The 16,040-nt window shown below is 71.5% G+C and carries 14 protein-coding genes; all 14 read right to left on the bottom strand.

What is annotated here, in order from left to right; translation table 11 throughout:
- Positions 1 to 112 precede the first annotated feature (112 nt).
- The 14 genes from ABT122_RS25560 to ABT122_RS25625 all read right to left on the bottom strand — a co-directional run bounded on the left by ABT122_RS25560 (position 113) and on the right by ABT122_RS25625 (position 15,591).
- The gene (locus tag ABT122_RS25560) at positions 113 to 535 is read right to left on the bottom strand and encodes an RNHCP domain-containing protein (protein WP_351556724.1); all 423 of its coding nucleotides are present in this window, start codon (positions 533 to 535) and stop codon (positions 113 to 115) included.
- Between the two features lie 35 nt (positions 536 to 570).
- A complete protein-coding gene (locus tag ABT122_RS25565) occupies positions 571 to 930 on the bottom strand; it encodes an RNHCP domain-containing protein (protein ID WP_351556817.1) in 360 nt (119 codons plus the stop codon).
- A gap of 514 nt (positions 931 to 1,444) precedes the next feature.
- Positions 1,445 to 1,960 carry a DNA-binding protein gene (locus ABT122_RS25570; protein WP_351556727.1) on the bottom strand — a complete coding sequence of 172 codons (516 nt, stop codon included), beginning with the start codon at positions 1,958 to 1,960 and terminating at the stop codon, positions 1,445 to 1,447.
- A gap of 67 nt (positions 1,961 to 2,027) precedes the next feature.
- Complete coding sequence (gene mnhG / locus ABT122_RS25575) at positions 2,028 to 2,399, bottom strand: monovalent cation/H(+) antiporter subunit G (protein ID WP_351556730.1); 372 nt, start codon at positions 2,397 to 2,399, stop codon at positions 2,028 to 2,030.
- On the bottom strand, positions 2,396 to 2,731 hold the full coding sequence (locus ABT122_RS25580; RefSeq protein ID WP_351556733.1) for an MrpF/PhaF family protein: 336 nt from the start codon (positions 2,729 to 2,731) through the stop codon (positions 2,396 to 2,398). Before ABT122_RS25580 ends, mnhG begins: the two co-directional genes overlap by 4 nt.
- Positions 2,728 to 3,339, bottom strand: a complete 612-nt coding sequence (locus ABT122_RS25585) for a Na+/H+ antiporter subunit E (RefSeq protein WP_351556736.1) — start codon at positions 3,337 to 3,339, stop codon at positions 2,728 to 2,730. The genes ABT122_RS25580 and ABT122_RS25585 overlap by 4 nt, the downstream gene beginning before the upstream one ends.
- Positions 3,340 to 3,346: 7 nt before the next feature.
- Positions 3,347 to 5,119 carry a Na+/H+ antiporter subunit D gene (locus tag ABT122_RS25590; protein ID WP_351556739.1) on the bottom strand — a complete coding sequence of 591 codons (1,773 nt, stop codon included), beginning with the start codon at positions 5,117 to 5,119 and terminating at the stop codon, positions 3,347 to 3,349.
- Entirely contained in the window at positions 5,116 to 5,919 is an 804-nt protein-coding gene (locus ABT122_RS25595; protein ID WP_351556742.1) for a Na(+)/H(+) antiporter subunit C, read from the bottom strand. Before ABT122_RS25595 ends, ABT122_RS25590 begins: the two co-directional genes overlap by 4 nt.
- Positions 5,916 to 8,828 carry a Na+/H+ antiporter subunit A gene (locus ABT122_RS25600; protein WP_351556745.1) on the bottom strand — a complete coding sequence of 971 codons (2,913 nt, stop codon included), beginning with the start codon at positions 8,826 to 8,828 and terminating at the stop codon, positions 5,916 to 5,918. The genes ABT122_RS25595 and ABT122_RS25600 overlap by 4 nt, the downstream gene beginning before the upstream one ends.
- A gap of 758 nt (positions 8,829 to 9,586) precedes the next feature.
- Positions 9,587 to 11,860: a bifunctional glycosyltransferase/CDP-glycerol:glycerophosphate glycerophosphotransferase gene (locus ABT122_RS25605; RefSeq protein ID WP_351556747.1), complete on the bottom strand. Its 2,274-nt coding sequence runs from the start codon at positions 11,858 to 11,860 to the stop codon at positions 9,587 to 9,589.
- A gap of 492 nt (positions 11,861 to 12,352) precedes the next feature.
- Positions 12,353 to 13,087, bottom strand: a complete 735-nt coding sequence (locus ABT122_RS25610) for an ABC transporter ATP-binding protein (RefSeq protein ID WP_351556750.1) — start codon at positions 13,085 to 13,087, stop codon at positions 12,353 to 12,355.
- A 2-nt stretch (positions 13,088 to 13,089) separates the two neighbouring features.
- Entirely contained in the window at positions 13,090 to 13,683 is a 594-nt protein-coding gene (locus tag ABT122_RS25615) for a hypothetical protein (RefSeq protein ID WP_351556753.1), read from the bottom strand.
- Complete coding sequence (locus ABT122_RS25620) at positions 13,680 to 15,017, bottom strand: hypothetical protein (RefSeq protein WP_351556756.1); 1,338 nt, start codon at positions 15,015 to 15,017, stop codon at positions 13,680 to 13,682. Before ABT122_RS25620 ends, ABT122_RS25615 begins: the two co-directional genes overlap by 4 nt.
- Before the next feature lie 79 nt (positions 15,018 to 15,096).
- Complete coding sequence (locus tag ABT122_RS25625) at positions 15,097 to 15,591, bottom strand: hypothetical protein (protein WP_351556759.1); 495 nt, start codon at positions 15,589 to 15,591, stop codon at positions 15,097 to 15,099.
- Between the last annotated feature and the right edge of the window lie 449 nt (positions 15,592 to 16,040).

Genomic DNA, 16,040 nt, shown 5'->3' on the forward strand with positions numbered 1-16,040 from the left:
CCAGCACCCCGGCCATGGCACTGACGAAGCGGAAGCGGAGCGAGCTGCGCCGGCCGTTGAGCTGGGTGTTCGGACTGTCGGTGACCCAGGCGGCCCTCCCGTATCCGTACCCCTAGAGCGACAGCAGCGCCCGCACGGGAACGCTCCGGTCGGCGAGGGGCCGTACCGCGATCCGTACCAGCGCCAGGGCGTTGTCGTCCCCGGCTATCCGGTTGGCGCTCAGCTCACCGCAGCTCAGACAGGAGTGGATGATCATCCACTCCCCATCGGGCCGTACGGAGACGCTCAGCGCAGCCATCCGCCCCCGGCAGCCCGAGTCCCGGTCGCCCGGCAGCCGCCGGTCGACATGGAGACTGCTGAGGCAGTGCGGGCAGTGGTTGCGATGGGCGGTGCCGGGCGCGGCCAGCGGCACATCGAGCCGGCAGCCCACACACCGGAACGCGTCCCCTCCGCCCGTGGTGCCCCGGCTGTGCAGTACGTCCTTGCGGCGCTGGGGGCGGGCGCCGTTCCGGTTCCGGTTTCTCTTTCTCGGCATGGCCGTCTCTCCTCCGTCCTCGGCACCGCTCGTCGTCACATATCGGCGAAGACTTCGAGCGGGAAGGGCGGTTGGGCGAGCGGCCGTACGGCCATGCGCATCAGGATGAGCTGGTTGTCGTCCCCGCTGATGGGGCTGGAGGTCAGCTCGTCGCAGCGGGTGCAGCGGTGGATGAGCATCCAGTCGCCGCTTCTGAGCACGGCGATGGAGATCGGGGTCATCCGCGACCGGCAGTCGGACGGGCCGCCGTCGACCCGGTCGTGGACGTGCCGGGAGTGCAGACAGCTCGGGCAGTGGTTGCGGCGGGTGCCGTCCGGACCGAGCGCGGCCACGGTCAGACCGCAGCGCACACATCCGAACGTGCTCGTCCGCAGGACCGGACTCGGCTCGGGCACATCGTCCCGCTGGACATGGCCGGTGCTGGTGCTGGTACTGGTGCTGCTACTGGTACTGGTTCTGTTGGTGCTTCTGTTGATGGACACCCGGATGGCTCCTTGCTGAAGGCTTGACGCGTTGGCAGCAGGAGGAGGCCGAGCGGTCCTCGGCGAAACATGGTGGAGCGCGGCGGAGCAGCGCACCGGCGGACGCCGGACGTCAGAGACCGGACGGACGCACGGTTCGTCGAGGCTGGCTCGGCTCGGGCCGGAGCATACATCACTGCTTTCCAGGGCTGGGGAAGCCCGGTGGCGGTCCATCGCCCGGCCGGCCGGCCGGGCGACAGGAACGGTAGCAACGGCCCGTACCGGCGCACCAACGATTTTCGCCCCGGACGGACCGCTGGGCCGTCCCTCCCGGATCTCGCCGGCTCGCGAGCCCTGGCACCGCGCCCCGCTCACCGGCCCGGCCCCATCCGGTCCGGCCCGGCCCGGCCCAATCCGGTCCGGTCCGGTCCGGTCCGAAAGAAACTCCCTAGTCGGCGGCGGTCCGGTCCGCCAGCCGTTCGTACCGCTGGCGGGCGGCCTGCGGGGTGCCGAGACCGAGACCGAAGGCGATCTCGGGCCAGGTCATCCCGCGCCCCCGGGCCATCCGCAGCAACCCGGCCTCCAGTTCGTCCATCTCTCCCCGTGCCGTGGGGATGAGGCTCAGCGCGGCGGTGAGGTCCGCGTGGTCCACGTCCGGTTCGTCTCCATCGCGCAGCGCGGCGCCGCTGAGCAGGAACGCCACCAGCCTGATGGCCTCGTGCGGGGCGAGGACCGCGGGGTGTGTCTGGCGGCGGCGCTGTTCGTCGGTGGCCGCGTGCCGTTCGGCGATACGGAAGAGGGAGGCGGGCACCCGGCGCGCCCGCGCCTCGTCCGCGTCCGGAGGCGTGAAGGGATCGAGGTCGGTGGCAGGTTCGGCAGCAGGTTCGATGGCGGGGTCGGGCGCGTGGTCGGAAGCGGGATGGGCGGTCGGAAGGGCTGTGGGGTCGTTCGGCTGCTCCGGCATGTCCCCAGCATCGGAGAACACACGACATGCTGTCAACCAATCACGGTGAACACTCTGTTCATTCTCGTCATTCACTGTCCCGGATCGGCGGACGCCCGCTGAGCTGCTCGTCCAACTCGTCGTAGAGCAGCCCCTCCCGCCCGACATGCCCGGTGCGGTACGCCACCCGGGCCACCAGATGGGAGGAGACCGGACCGGTCAGCAGCTGGAAGAACCCGATCAGGCCCAGGGTGCCGAGATCGATACCGCTGCGCAGCCGCAGCGCGACCCCCACCAGCACCAGCAGCATCCCCAGCGACTGGGGATTGGTCGCGGCGTGGCTGCGGGAGAGGACATCGGGCAGCCGCAGCATCCCGATGGCGCCCAGCAGACCGACCGCCGCTCCGAGGAAGAGCAGCACGGCCCCGGCGGTGTCGGCGGTCTGCGCCCAGCCGCTCACGGCCGCTCCTCCCCCGGATCGGCGGACGCGGGCCGGTCGGGCCGGTCGGGCGCACGGTCCCGTACCGCGATGAAGCGGGCGATCCCCACCGACCCGGTGAACCCCAGAAAGGCCAGCACCAGCATGACCGGGAAGTAGTACGCCTCCCTGCTGATCGCGGACCGCACCCCGATGCCCGCGATCATCAGCGCGGCGCAGACATCGAGCGCCATCGCCCGGTCCAGCATGGAGGGGCCGCGCCAGAGCCGGTAGAGCACCAGCACCCCGGCGGCGATGATCATCACCGCCGCCGCGGTGAGCAGCACCTGGTCGACCGTCCTGGCCGCGCTCACCGCCCGTCCTCCCCGAGCGGCAGGGGCGGGGTCCGGCGCACCCGGGCGATCTCGTCCCGGTCGCCGAAGGCCCGTACGATCAGCTCCTCCATCCGCCACACCGAACTCCGGGCCCGGGCCGCCGCCTCCGGGTCGTCCGCCTCCAGGATGTGGACGAAGAGCGTGGCGTTGGCCCGGCGCACCTCCACCACCGAGCCGTCGGGGACATTGGAGACGGCCACCGCCGTGGCGGTGAGCATCAGATCGCTGCGGCAGCGCAACGGGACCGCGAGCACGGCCGCCTGGTAGGGCCGGCTGTCGAACATCGGGCGGGCGACCCGCAGCCCGGAGGCGTACATGTCCCAGAGCAGATGGACCACCAGCCGGGCGATGCCCAGCGGATGGAGCCGCAGCCCCAGATTGACCACCGGAAGCGGGAAGACCAGACAGACGACCACGGCCACCAGCAGACCGGTCAGTACATTGGCCCAGCTCAGAGTCCCCCACAGCAGCACCCAGATGACGGTGAGCCAGGCGATCAGCGGCAGGTCGAGAACCCGCCGCCGGCGGCCCACCACCGCACAGCTGTACGGGGGGAGATCGGGATCGTGGAATCTCAGGGAGATCATGGGGGCGTCACCGGCCGAGCACCGCCTCGATGTAGGGGGAGCGTTCCAGGAGTTCGCCCGCCGCGCGGTCGGCGAGCGAGGTGAAGGGGTCGCCCAGCACGGTGTACGCGAGCGACAGCAGCACCAGGGCCGCCGTCGCCCAGATCATGGTGGGCGGGGGGCGGTCGGTGGTCGTGGTGATGGCCCGGCCGGAGAGGGTGGCGGTGACGGCCTGCCCGGCGGGGCCGGGCGCCGATGCCCCGTCCCGGGCCCGGGTGCCCCGGTCCTCACGACTGTCCCGTCCGTCCCGTCCGTCCCGTCCGTCCTGCCCGTCCCGCTCGCCCTGTCTGTCGCCGAAGTCACCGCCGTCACCGCCGTCCCGGGCGGCCTCCGTCTCGTCCGTCTCCTCCTCGCTGTCCTCCTCCGTGTCCTGTTCCTCCAGGACCGTGCCCCGCTCGGGCCGGCCGGGGGGCGCGGCCCGCCAGAAGGCGAGGTTCCACACCTTGGCCATCACGTACAGCGTGAGCAGACTGGTCAGGGAGGCGGCGGCGACCAGGGTGTACGCCCAGCCGCCGGCCTCCGCGACACCGGCCCGCAACAGCTCCAGCTTCCCGATGAACCCCGACATCGGGGGAATGCCGGCGAGGTTCAGCGCGGGCAGCAGAAAGAGCGCGGCGAGCAGCGGCGCCGCCCGCGCCAGACCGCCGATCCGGGTCAGCTCGGTGGTCCCGCCGCGCCGCTCGATCAGCCCGGCCACCAGGAACAGCGCCGTCTGCACGGTGATGTGGTGCACGACGTAGACGATCGCGCCGCCGAGCCCGGCCCGGGAGCCGAGGCCGATCCCGAAGACCATGTAGCCGATATGGCTGATCAGGACGAAGGACAGCAGCCGCTTGAGATCGGTCTGCGCCACCGCGCCGAGCACCCCGATCACCAGCGAGGCGAGCGCGGCGGCCAGCAGCAGATGCCCCAGCCGGTTGCCGGGGAACAGCAGCGTCTCCGTACGGAGCATGCAGTACACACCGACCTTGGTGAGCAGGCCGGCGAAGACGGCGGTGACCGGTGCGGGGGCGGTGGGGTACGAGTCGGGGAGCCAGGCGGCGAGCGGGAAGACGGCGGCCTTCACCGCGAACACCGTCAGCAGGGTGGCCTCCAGCAGCGTCCGCACCCCCAGCGGCAGCTCCTCGAAACGCACCGCGAGCTGGGCGAGATTGACGGTGCCGGCCGCCGCGTAGGTCAGGGCGACGGCGGTGAAGAACACCATGGAGGAGGTGAGCGAGACCACGACATAGGTGGAGCCGGCCCGCACCCGGGACGCCGTGCCGCCGAGGGTCAGCAGCACAAAGCTCGCCACCAGCATCATCTCGAAGCCGACATAGAGATTGACCAGGTCACCGGCGAGAAAGGTGTCGGAGACACCCGCCACGAGGAGCAGATACGACGGATGGAAGACGGCGAGCGGGGTGCGGTCGTCGCGGTCGGCCATGCCCTGGCCGAGGGAGTAGACCAGCACGCAGAGAGTGACGGCGGAGGAGACGGTCAGCATCAGCCCGGAGAGCCGGTCCGCGACCAGGGTGATGCCGAGCGGCGGGGCGAAGTCCCCGAGGTGGACGGTGATCGGGCCGTGCCGGTCGGCGGCGATCAGCAGGGCGACGGAGAGCCCGAGGACGGCGGTGAGGACCACCACGCTGACCACCCGCTGACCGCGCGGGAAGCGGGTGCCGAGGGCGAGTTCGAAGCCGGCCGCGAGGAGGGGGAGCAGCACGGGGAGGGGGACGAGGGCGCTGGCGGCGGCGTTCATCGGGGCGGTCCCTGGGGGTGGGGGTCGTCGGGTGCCCCGGGGTCTTCGGCCGGCGGGGGGCCGTCGGGGCGGTCCGGGTGTTCGGAGCCGCCGGGGCGCGGGGGGCCCTCGGGGCGCGGGGGGCCCTCGGGGCGCGGGGGGCCCTCGGCGGGACCCCGCTCCGGGGCCCCCTCCCGGCTCCCGGAGCCCTCCCGGATCGCGGTCGCCGAGCCCTCCCCGCTCCCGGGGTCCTCCGGAACCTCCGGGTCCTCCGGGTCCTCCCCCACGATGTCGTTCCACAGATCGCCCGAGGCGTCCCGCGCCCGCGCCTGAAGCGCCCGGTCCTCCCGCAGCATGGCGCGCAGCCGTTTGCGCTGGGTGCGGTACTCGGCCCGGTCCCCCTCCGGCCCCCGCCCCCGGGGCCCGTGCAGCTCCCGCAGGGCGGCGCGCTGCTCCTGCACCTCGGCGCGGAGCGCGACCCGCCGGTCCTCGATGTCGTCCTGCACCTCGTCCGTACCGCTGACACGCTGGCTCCGGTACGCCATCGACAGCAGGAACGCCGTGGTGGCGAGGGTGATGACAATGGCGGTGAGCGCGATCGCCTGGGGCAGCGGATCGGTCACCCGGGCGAGGTCGACGCCCGGGTAGAGCAGCGGCGCCTGCCCCGCCGCTCCCCCGGCGCACAGCATCAGCAGATTGATCCCGTTGCCGAGGATCACCGCGCCGAGCAGGATGCGGCTGAGCGCCCGCATCAGCAGCAGTACACCGCCCACCGCGCACAGCACCCCGGCGGTCACCAGCAGACTGAGACTGACCGTCATCCCGCCGCCTCCCGCCCGGCGGCCTCCCGCTCGATCTGGCGGTCCACCTTGGCGCCGAGCGCCCGCACGATGTCCAGGACCACGCCCAGGACCAGCAGATAGACACCGGTGTCGAAGAGCACCGGCGTACCGGCGTGGAAGTCACCGATCACCGGCAGACGCCCCTCGTGGGAGAAGGCGTGCAGCGCGGTGCCCTCGGCGAGCCCGAGCAGGGCGACCCCGGCGGAGAGGAAGAGGCCGAGCCCGGTGAAGAGGCCGGCGTGGCCGGGGGCCGCCTCGCCCAGTTCGAACCGTCCGCCCGCGAGATAGCGCACCATCAGCGCCACCCCGGCGACGAGCCCGGCGACGAAACCGCCGCCCGGCAGGTTCTCCGCGCAGAACAGCAGATAGACGGAGAGCACGAGAATGGGGTGGAAGACCAGTCTGGCCACCACCTCCAGGACGACCGAGCGGTACTCGGGCGCGAGGGTGGCACCGCCGGCGAGCCAGGTGCGCTCGGGCGCGTTGTCCTCCGGCGCGGGCACGGGGGTGACGGTCCGTGAGCCGTAGGACCAGGCCGTGCGCCCGGCCGGCTCCCCCGGCGGCGGCAGCGGCTCCGCCACCGGCTCGTAGGCGGAGCGGGTGCGGCGGTGGAGATAGATCAGGCTGGTGACGCCCACGGCGGCGGTGGCGAGCACGGCCGACTCGCCGAGCGTGTCCCAGGCCCGGTACTCCACGAGGATCGTGGCCACCACGTCCTTGACCCCGTGGTGGGCCGTCTCCGTCACCAGCGCCTGGCCCGCCGGGTCCGCGCGCCGGGCGGCGGCCGTCACCCAGAGCGCGACGGCGACGGTCGCCGCGACGGCGAGCGCCACCGGCACCCGCACCATCAGCCGCCACCGGCTGATGGTCTCCTGGAAGTACACCGGCATCCGGCGCAGCACCAGGACGAAGACCAGCAGCGAGACGGTCTCCACACAGAACTGGGTGAGCGCCAGATCGGGGGCGCCCTGCACCACGAAGAGCAGCCCGGTGCCGTAGCCGGTCATCCCGGCCAGCACCACGGCCTTCATCCGGCGGTGCACCTGGACGCAGAGCAGCGCGGCGGCGCAGGTCAGCACGGCGAGAACGCCCTGCACCGGCGAGTCCCACAGCCGGGGCGGGGAGGCGCCGTGCCAGGGCCGGTCGACGAGGAGCACGGCGAGCTGTCCGGCGAGCATCACCAGCAGCACGGTGGCGAGGTAGACGGGCAGCGAACCGCGCTGGAAGAAGCCGGTGACCTGCAACGCCAGCCGTTCGAGCCCCAGCAGCCCCATCCCGAAGACCCGGTCGGCGGTGGGCCAGGCCACCCGCCGCGACAGCCGCACCACCGGCCCGCGCGCGAGGAACAGCGCCAGACCGGCCGCCCAGGCGGCCCCGGAGAGCAGCAGCGCCGTACCGAGTCCGTGCCAGATGGCCAGGTGGTAGGGGTGCGCGGGGGCGGGGAAGGCGGCGGCGTACGCGCCGAGCAGCCCGTCCAGGAGGAAGACACCGGGCCCGAGGACCAGACACCCCGCCGCGAGCAGCGCGGGCGGGGCGAGGAAGGAGGAGCTGACCGGGTGTACGGGGGTGTCCGGGAGGCCCGGTTTGCGGGCGAAGGCCCCCCACAGAAAGCGGAGGGTGTACGCGGTGGTGAGCGCCGAGCCGCAGACGACGGCCGCCAGGACCGCCGACAGCGCCCACCGGTCCACCGCGCTGCCGTGCTCCAGGGCCGTGAAAGCGGCCTCCTTGGCGGCGAATCCGAGCAGCGGCGGCAGCCCCGCCATCGACGCCCCGGCGATGGCGGCGGTCACCGCGACCCGGGGCAGCGCCCGCCCCACCCCCGACAGCTGCCGCAGATCGCGGGTGCCGGCCGCGTGGTCGACGATTCCGGTGACCAGGAACAGCGGGGCCTTGAAGAGGGCGTGCGCGAGGATCATCGCGACGGCGGCGAGGGCGGCGTCGCGGTAGCCGGCGCCGGCCAGCACGGTGAGGAAGCCCAGTTGGCTGACCGTGCCGTAGGCGAGCACCAGTTTGAGGTCGTTGAGGCGCAGCGCCCGCCAGCCGCCGAGCAGCATGGTGGCCGCGCCGAGGACCAGCAGCATCGGCCGCCAGGGCGGCGCGCCGGCGAAGGCGGGGGCCAGCCGGGCGATCAGATAGATACCGGCCTTCACCATCGCGGCGGCGTGCAGATACGCGCTGACGGGGGTGGGCGCGGCCATGGCGTTGGGGAGCCAGAGGCTGAACGGCCAGATCGCCGACTTGGACAGGGCGCCGAGGAGGACGAGCGCCACGGCGACCGACACGGTGGTGGAGGGCGCGGGCGGATCGGCGAGGAGGGCGGAGATCCGGTAGGTGCCGGCGGCGTGTCCCAGCAGCAGAAAGCCGACGAGCATGGCCAGTCCGCCGAAGGTGGTCACGGTCAGCGCCTGGAGGGCGGAGCGGCGGCTCTGCCGGCGCTCGCTGCCGTGGCCGATGAGCAGATAGGAGAAGACCGTGGTCAGCTCCCAGAACACATAGAGCAGCACCAGGTCGTCGGCGAGGACCAGACCGAGCATGGCCCCGGCGAAGGCCAGCAGATTCCCCGCGAACCGGCCGAGGAGCGGGGTGTCGTCGGAGAAGTAGCGCACGCAGTAGAGCAGCACCAGCGCGCCGACCCCGGCGGCGAGCAGCACCATGAGGAGCGCCAGCGCGTCCAGCCGCAGCGCCAGCCATACGTCGTACACGGGTAGCCAGGCCGGCGACCAGCTCACCGACCCGCCGGCCACGGCCTCGCCCCAGTGGGCCGCCGCCCACGCGACGGCGGCGGCCGGGGGCAGCGCGAGCACCAGGAACGCCCGGGTGCCCAGCCGGGCGACCAGCGGGCCCGCGCAGGCGGCGAGGAGGAAGTGGCAGAGGATCAGCGCTGCCATACGGCTCCGGGAGCCGCACCGCCGCCGTCGACGGCGGTCACCGGCGAGGGATCACGGAGAGCGGAAGGCACAGAGGGCGCGGAGGGCACGGAATACAGCTATAGGCCCTCGGTGCCGCCGGCGGCTCCGGCGCGCCGGTGGGCCGCCGACTCGTGCCACGACGGACGAGCCCCGAATGGCGGCACCCGCTCCACCGCCGGCTCCGGCGTCCGCCGGGGGGGGGTACGGGCCCGGGGCGTGCGGGGCCCCGGGTACGGGCCCGGGGCGTGCGGGGCCCCGGAGGGCGGGGGGCCGGCGGGCGCGCAGGGCCCCCGGGGTGGCCGGCCCGGGCTCTGCGGGCGCGGGAGCGGGTGCGGGGCGTGCGGGGCCCACCCGGGCACCCGGCTCGGGTAGGGGCCTGCGGGCCCGGAGGCCGAAGGCGGGCGGGAGCGGGGCTCTGGGACGCGGGCTCGGAGGCCGGAGGCCCGGGGCTCTGGGACGCGGGCTCGGGTGCGGGGCGTGCGCCGCGTCCGGAGAGCGCGGGGCCACCGGGCACGAGGGCCCGGGGCTCTGCGGGGGACGGGCCCAGGTGCCGGCTCGGGTACGGGTACGGGCACAGGGCCGACCAGGCCGGCCGTCCCGGAGCTCGGCGGGTACGGCCCCAGGTGCGGGCCCAGGTGCAAGCTTCGGGTGCGGGCTCGGGTGGGCGGCGCCCGCCGGGGTGTCACACCCCGGCGGTCCCCCCTCCACCCGTAACCTCACATCTCACATCTCACACCTCACACCTTCGAGAGCCCCGCCTCGGCAGCGGCCTTCCGCGGGCTCGGCGCGAGGTAGCGGGCCTCCAGGGGCAGCGGCGCCGGGCCGGCCTCCTCGTCGAGGAAGGTGCGGCGCACCACGCGCTCGGCCGCGTTCCCGTCGTCCCACTCGCAGAACCGCTGCCGGAAGGCGGTGCGCAGCGCGGTGGCCCGCTCGCCGTCCCAGCTGCCGCTGCGGAAGACGGATATCAGCTCGTTCTCGTTGGTGGCGACGGCGCCCGGGGTCTCGCCCGGCTCACCGGAGAGCAGGTCGAAAGTGACCCCGCGGGAGCGCACATAGACGTCCCAGTCGTCGGCGTAGGTGACGATCGGCCGGTCGAGCACGGCGTAGTCGAACATGATCGAGGAATAGTCGGTGATCAGCGCGTCGGAGGCCAGGCACAGCTCCTCGACGCTGGGGTGCCGCGAGACATCGAGCAGGGTGCCCTGCTCCGCCAGCTCGGTGAGCCGCCGGTCCTGCCCGTAGAAGTAGTGGGTGCGGACCATGAGGAGGACGTCCGGGCCCAGCTCGCGGGTGACTCTCTCCAGGTCCAGCCGGGGGACATAGCCGACCTGGTAGTCGCGCACGGTCGGCGCGTACAGAACGGCGGTGCGGCCGGGGGCGATGCCCAGGCGCTCGCGGATGTCCAGGACGTCCTGCGCGGTGGCCCGCGAGTAGACGTCGTTGCGCGGATAGCCGGCGTCGACGGACTCGAAGGAGCAGGGGTAGACCCGGTCCCACTGCTCGGTGGAGTGCCGGTTGGCGGAGACGCTGAAGTCCCAGCGGTCGGCGCGCTGGAGCAGCTTGCGCATGCTCATGCCCTTGGCGGCGGCCGGGTACTTCTGCTGGTCGATGCCCATCCGCTTCAGCGGGGTGCCGTGGTGGGTCTGGATGTGGATCTGCTCGGGGCGCTTGACGACCGTGTCGGCGAAGTTGACGTTGTTGACGAAGTACTTGGCGCGCGCCATCACCTCCCAGTAGCGGGGGGTGTTGACCACGACATGGTCCATGCCCGGCGGAATGGTCTCCTCCAGCCCCTTGCGCACCACCCAGACGCCCTTGATGTGCGGCGCCAGCTCCTTGGCCTTCTCGTACACGGCGAGGGGGTTGCAGGCCGGGGTCCGGTTCCAGTACGCGGAGAAGACGGCGAGGTTCTCGTCGATGGGGCGGCGCAGCTGGAGCTTGTAGAAGCTCTCGTAGGTGCGCTTGCCGAACGACCGCTTGACCTTGAGGAGCTGGTTGCGGCCGCTCACACGGGTGCCGTTGACCAGCTTCAGCGCCTGGAAACCGCGGTAGGAGCCCCGGCCCAGCGCCTGGAACTTGGCGCCGGGGACGCCGGGGGGCGGGGTGAAGCCGAGGGGCAGGTGCCGCTGGTACATGGCCGAGGCCTGCCGGAAGTACTCGGCGCGGTCGGCGGAGACCACCCGGCTCTCGCGGGCGAAGGTGAAGAGGAAGTGGCTCACCATCCGCTCGAAGAGCATCGGCCGCAGACCGTCCAGGTCGGGGCGGTTGTCCAGGAAGTCGAAGAGGCGCTGGTACTGCTCGAAGATGGTGAAGTGCTTGCGGCCCGGGGTCTGCATCGAGTTGCCCTTGCGGCGCTGGCGGTACTCGACACAGACGTAGTCGAGGCAGGCCGCGCGCTCGGCGGTGAGCATGGTCGTGTAGACGATCAGGGCGTCCTCGTAGAGCCCGTCGGTGAAGGTGAAGCCGTTGCTGGTGAAGAAGTCACGGCGGTAGAGCCGGTTCCAGACGACCGCGAACATCGACAGGAACTCGGTGCGCTCGGCCGGCCGGAAGACCTCGGTGCCGGCCTCCGCGAGAAGATCGGCGGTGGCGCTCCGCTGGACCTTGTTCCACCAGTAGGTGCGGACGTGGTCGATCAGCAGGATGTCCGGGTCGTCGGTCTTGTCCAGCCGGTCGGCCATCGCGCGCAGCGAGCCCGGTGTGATGGTGTCGTCGCTGTCCAGGAAGAGCAGATAGTCGCCCCGGGCCCGCGCGATGCCGGTGTTGCGGGCCTGCCCGATGCCCCCGTTCTCCTCGTGGCGCACGGTCACCACCCGCTTGTCACGGGCGGAGAACTCGGCCAGGATCTCCCCACTGCGGTCCGGGGAGCAGTCGTCGACGGCTATGACCTCGAAGTCGGTGAAGTCCTGATCGAGCAGGGAGTCCAGGCACTCACGCAGATAGCCCTGCACCTTGAAGACCGGGACGATGATGCTGAAGCGGGGGGCGGCGGTGTGGCCTGTCTCGGGCATTGCAGTACTACTCCTCGTGGCGAACCGCGTCGAGAAACGCGCGAGCTCCCCGCGCTCGGGGGTCATCAGGGGTTCGACCTGTGGGGTGGTCGGAAGGTTGCCGGGATTCACGTAAAAACTTGCGTATCTTAATCACATATGCAGCAAGCCGGACAGGGGCAAGGGCTTGCCCCTCCCGTAACGGGAGGCCCTGCGACCCCACTCCGGTCCATGAAGATTGTCTTACATTCCGGCGACCACTCGCTCCACCCTCCCGTTCCGCGCACGGAATCAGGGCCCACCGCGCCTCCGGGGCCGCTCGGCCGCGCCGGAGGACGGGGCGACACCGGGAGTGCGGTCGGCGTGGACACGCCCCCGCCGGTCGCCCCGGACCGGATCGCGCCCACGGCCGTCTGTGAGCCGCGCCACCCCGCGATCCCCGCGCACACGGACGGGAGGACGGAGGCGCGTGGCGCCCGCCCTCGACGGTCCCGGCGCGGAATCTCCCTGGCATCACCCGGTGTGGGGAGCCAGACTGGCGTAGGCCTCCTCGGCCAGGCGCGCGGGCGGTGTGCCGGGCGGCGCGTGGCCGAGGAAATCCCCGGTGGCACCGGTGAACGCGATCCTGCCGTTCATGAGCACGGTGACGTTGGCGGACTCCTCGGCGAGGTCGGCGACATCATGGGTGGACATGAGCACGGCGACGTCACCGGCGACGGTCTGGATGAGATCGCGGAAGATCCGGCGCTGGGTGGGGTCCATGCCCGCGGTCGGCTCGTCCAGCAGAAGAATGTCGGCGTCGTGCACGAGCGCGGACGCGACGCCGACCCGGCGCAGCTGGCCACCGGACAACTGCTTGGTCCTCGTGTCCCGCTGAGCGGCGAGATCGACCCGGTCCAGGGACCCCGCGGCGGCCTCCCAGGCGTCTGAGCGGTTCATGCCCTTGAGCCAGCCGGTGTAGGCCACCTGCTCCCGCGCGGTGAGGCCGTGCATCGCGGTGATGTGCTGAGGCATCCAGGCGACGCGCGCACGGTAGGCGCTCTCATGCGACGCCAGGCCCCGGAATGTCACCCGCCCGCGAGAGGGCCGCGCGACACCCGCGGCGAGTTTGAGCAGGGTGGACTTCCCCGCCCCGTTGGGGCCCAGCAGAACGGTGAAGCCCTGGGGCACACGGTAGGTGAGGTCGCGCAGGACACGAGGTTTGCGGCGCCCGTAGCCGTACGTGCAGCTGTTGAGGTCGAGGGACATGATCACGTTCCTTGCTGGGTGCGGCGAAGAGAGAAGAACGCGGCCAGACCGCCTGCGAAGACGAGCGTCGCCAGAGCCAGTGAGAAGAGGTGGCCGGGAGGGTGGGGGAGGACGGCCCAGAAGCAGGGGCGGCGGAACCGGTCGAAGCCGAGGAACATCACGACGAAGACCCAGCCGGCCGGGGCCACCACAGCGGCATCCGCTCTGACGCGATGCGCGAGAAGCATCAGCCCGGTCATGAACAGCGCGTTGCGGCCGAAGGCCCACGCCTCCGGGGAGTTCGAGGTGAGTCCGATGAACACGCCCCCGAGCGTCATCACCGCGACCGTGCAGCAGATGAGTGCCGTGTCGTAGAGGTGGAGAGGTCTCCGCGCGGTGGATTCGGCTTCGGTGAGGCGTGACGTCAGAGCGAGGTGAAGGGCCGAAAGGGGAAGGACCGGCAGCAGATACAACAGAAAGATCTGGTTGTGCGATCCGGAGAGCAGCCCGGGAAGCTCGATGACCCAGTTGTGAGCGAGGGCCAGCAGCAGAAGGCAGACGGCCAGACCGGGGACGAGTACCGGGCCGATGCGGCGGGCCTTGAACCACCACGTCATGACCGGATGTCCTTGCCCGCGTTCGTGCAGGCCCTGGCCAGCTCCCGTTCGTACCAGGCGGCCTGCCGGTCGGCCGGAAGCTTCCGCGCCTCCTCCACCCGGCCCTTCATGACCCGCATGATCTCGTCCGGGTTCTCGAACTGCCGCAGCTCCTGCCGCTGCCAGTCGAGATACGGCTCGCCGGCTCCGGCGACCGTGGTGGCCCACAGTCTGGCGGAGCGCGAGTTCACCTGGTCGGTGGAGCGGCAGGGGAATCGCACCTCTTGCAGGGCGACCGACATGCGAAGCAGCGGACCGCCCCCGCGCCGCCACTGCTCGACGACCGCCATCCGCCAGGTGAGCCGGGTCGTCTCCCGCTTGACCCGGCCGCCCCCCGACGCGTCGTGGATGGTGTGCGGCATCCGGGTCTCCACCCCCGCTCGCTCCAGCCGCCGAAAGGCGTCCCGGATCTCCTTCCGCACCTCCGCCGGGTCGGTTCCGGTGCCGGTGGGAATGCAGACGCGCGGGGCCTCACCGGCACAGCTCACCGGCACCTGCCCGGCCGCGCGCGGAGCGAAGTAGGGATTCCAGCCGCGCACCGTGCTCAGACTCCCGGCCATGACCGCCACCGCTCCGAGGGCGGCCGTTGTCCACAGGACGGCACGCCGCCAGGGGACCCGTACCGGAATCCAGGCCAGAGCCAGAGCCGCGGCCACCGACCCGGCGAAGAGGACGGGCGGTGCCAGCGTGGACCACGGGAGGGATTCGCCGGCCATCACGCCACCGGCCACCTTCCCCGAGAGGTGGCGCTGCCACGCGGGCTCGTTGGTGGCGGACCAGCCGACCAGGTAGAAGAGGCCGAGCGTGAGGGCGGGCGCGGAGATCACTCGATTGACCCATGAGCCGGCGGCGAACCCGATCACCGTATGGGCCACCACGAGTGCCATCGCCATGAGCAGCGGATTCAGGGCGGCGAGGGACGGTACGACCCCTATGTCCACCAGACCCAGGAGCGTCGGCAGCAGCAGCATGAGCCAGCCGGTGATGACACCGGGAAGCAGGGTGTGGACGGCGATGACGTGGCGGGAACGCGCGGGCGCCAGAGCCCACACACCATCCCGCTTCAACCGGCCCGCTTCCCATGCGCCCAGGCCCGCGGCCACGGGATAGGCGAACATGTAGAAGTAGGATATCGACTCCTCCACCACCGTCGGCGCCCATTTCGGGCCCGCCACCATGTCGGCATACGCGGCGTCGGCCCGAACCGCGCTGAAGAAGTAGAAGATGACGATGCCTAAGCACACCGGTGCGATCCACACGGCGGCACTGCTGCGCAGGCGGGTGAGCGGCTTCAAGCCTGATTCTCCGGAGTTGGGGAGCGGATTGCCCCGGGAGACCCGGGGCAATCCGCCCGCATGTCACATGGCTGTGATCTCAGTCAGCGGCCGTGGTGTCCACATTGACCTTCTTGACGGTGAGAATCGCGTAGGGGCTCTGGGATTCCGTGTAACCGCCGATCTTGTCAATCTCGAAGTAGGTGCTCCCCTTCGGGACGTTGCGCCACTCACCTCGGCTGACCTTGCCGACGCCCTTGAAGCAGTTCGTGAAGACCTTACTCCCCTGGGACTCGTCGGGCGCCGCGGCCTTGTGGTGCCACAACTTGACGTCCGTGGAGTTGTAGTCCTGTGACCCGGACTGGGCATTGCAGGTCTTGAACTGAATCTCGGAGTACTGCTCGTCCGACCAGCGGCGAGACTCGAACCCGGCCTGGACCGACTTCAGTTCGCTCTCGAAGTTGAGAGCGGTGATCGGCGGCGCCGAGGGGATGTCGATCTCGTACTGGGGCCCGGTGGGCTCCACCCAGTCGGGCCCGGGGACGTCGTCGACGGCCACCGCCGCGTTCACGCCCCCGATCAGCGAAGCAGCCATGCCCACGGCAATGACGCCGCTACGAATCCTGCGCTTGTGCATACGCTCTCGTCCTCCCCTAGTGCTCATTGGAATAGCCGAGCCGAAGCCCTGTTCCGGCACTTCGTACCAACGGTTGCGAGGGCCGTGCCGCGCGAGCACGTCGCCATGCCGGAGGGCGCCCGGAATATCACCTGCGGGCCGTATCGACACGTATCCCCCCGACATGCCCCCTCATTGGTCAACTCAGCCGCTTCCACAGGCCATACAGCCGCATGATGCGAAACACGAGCTTTTGCATGGACCTGCGGTCGCGGCGGCCAACGTACGCACGGGCGGTCAGAACGGGCAAAGAACTAACGGGCCATGGCCCGATTCATATACAACACTTCAAGCAGCCCGGTGTACGGATATGACCGGAGATTCCCGCTTGGCGACCCCGCTGTTCTCGCCACCGAACGCCCCCGGCT

The sequence above is a fragment of the Streptomyces sp. NPDC001985 genome, assembly GCF_040296845.1.
Taxonomy (GTDB): Bacteria; Actinomycetota; Actinomycetes; order Streptomycetales; family Streptomycetaceae; genus Streptomyces.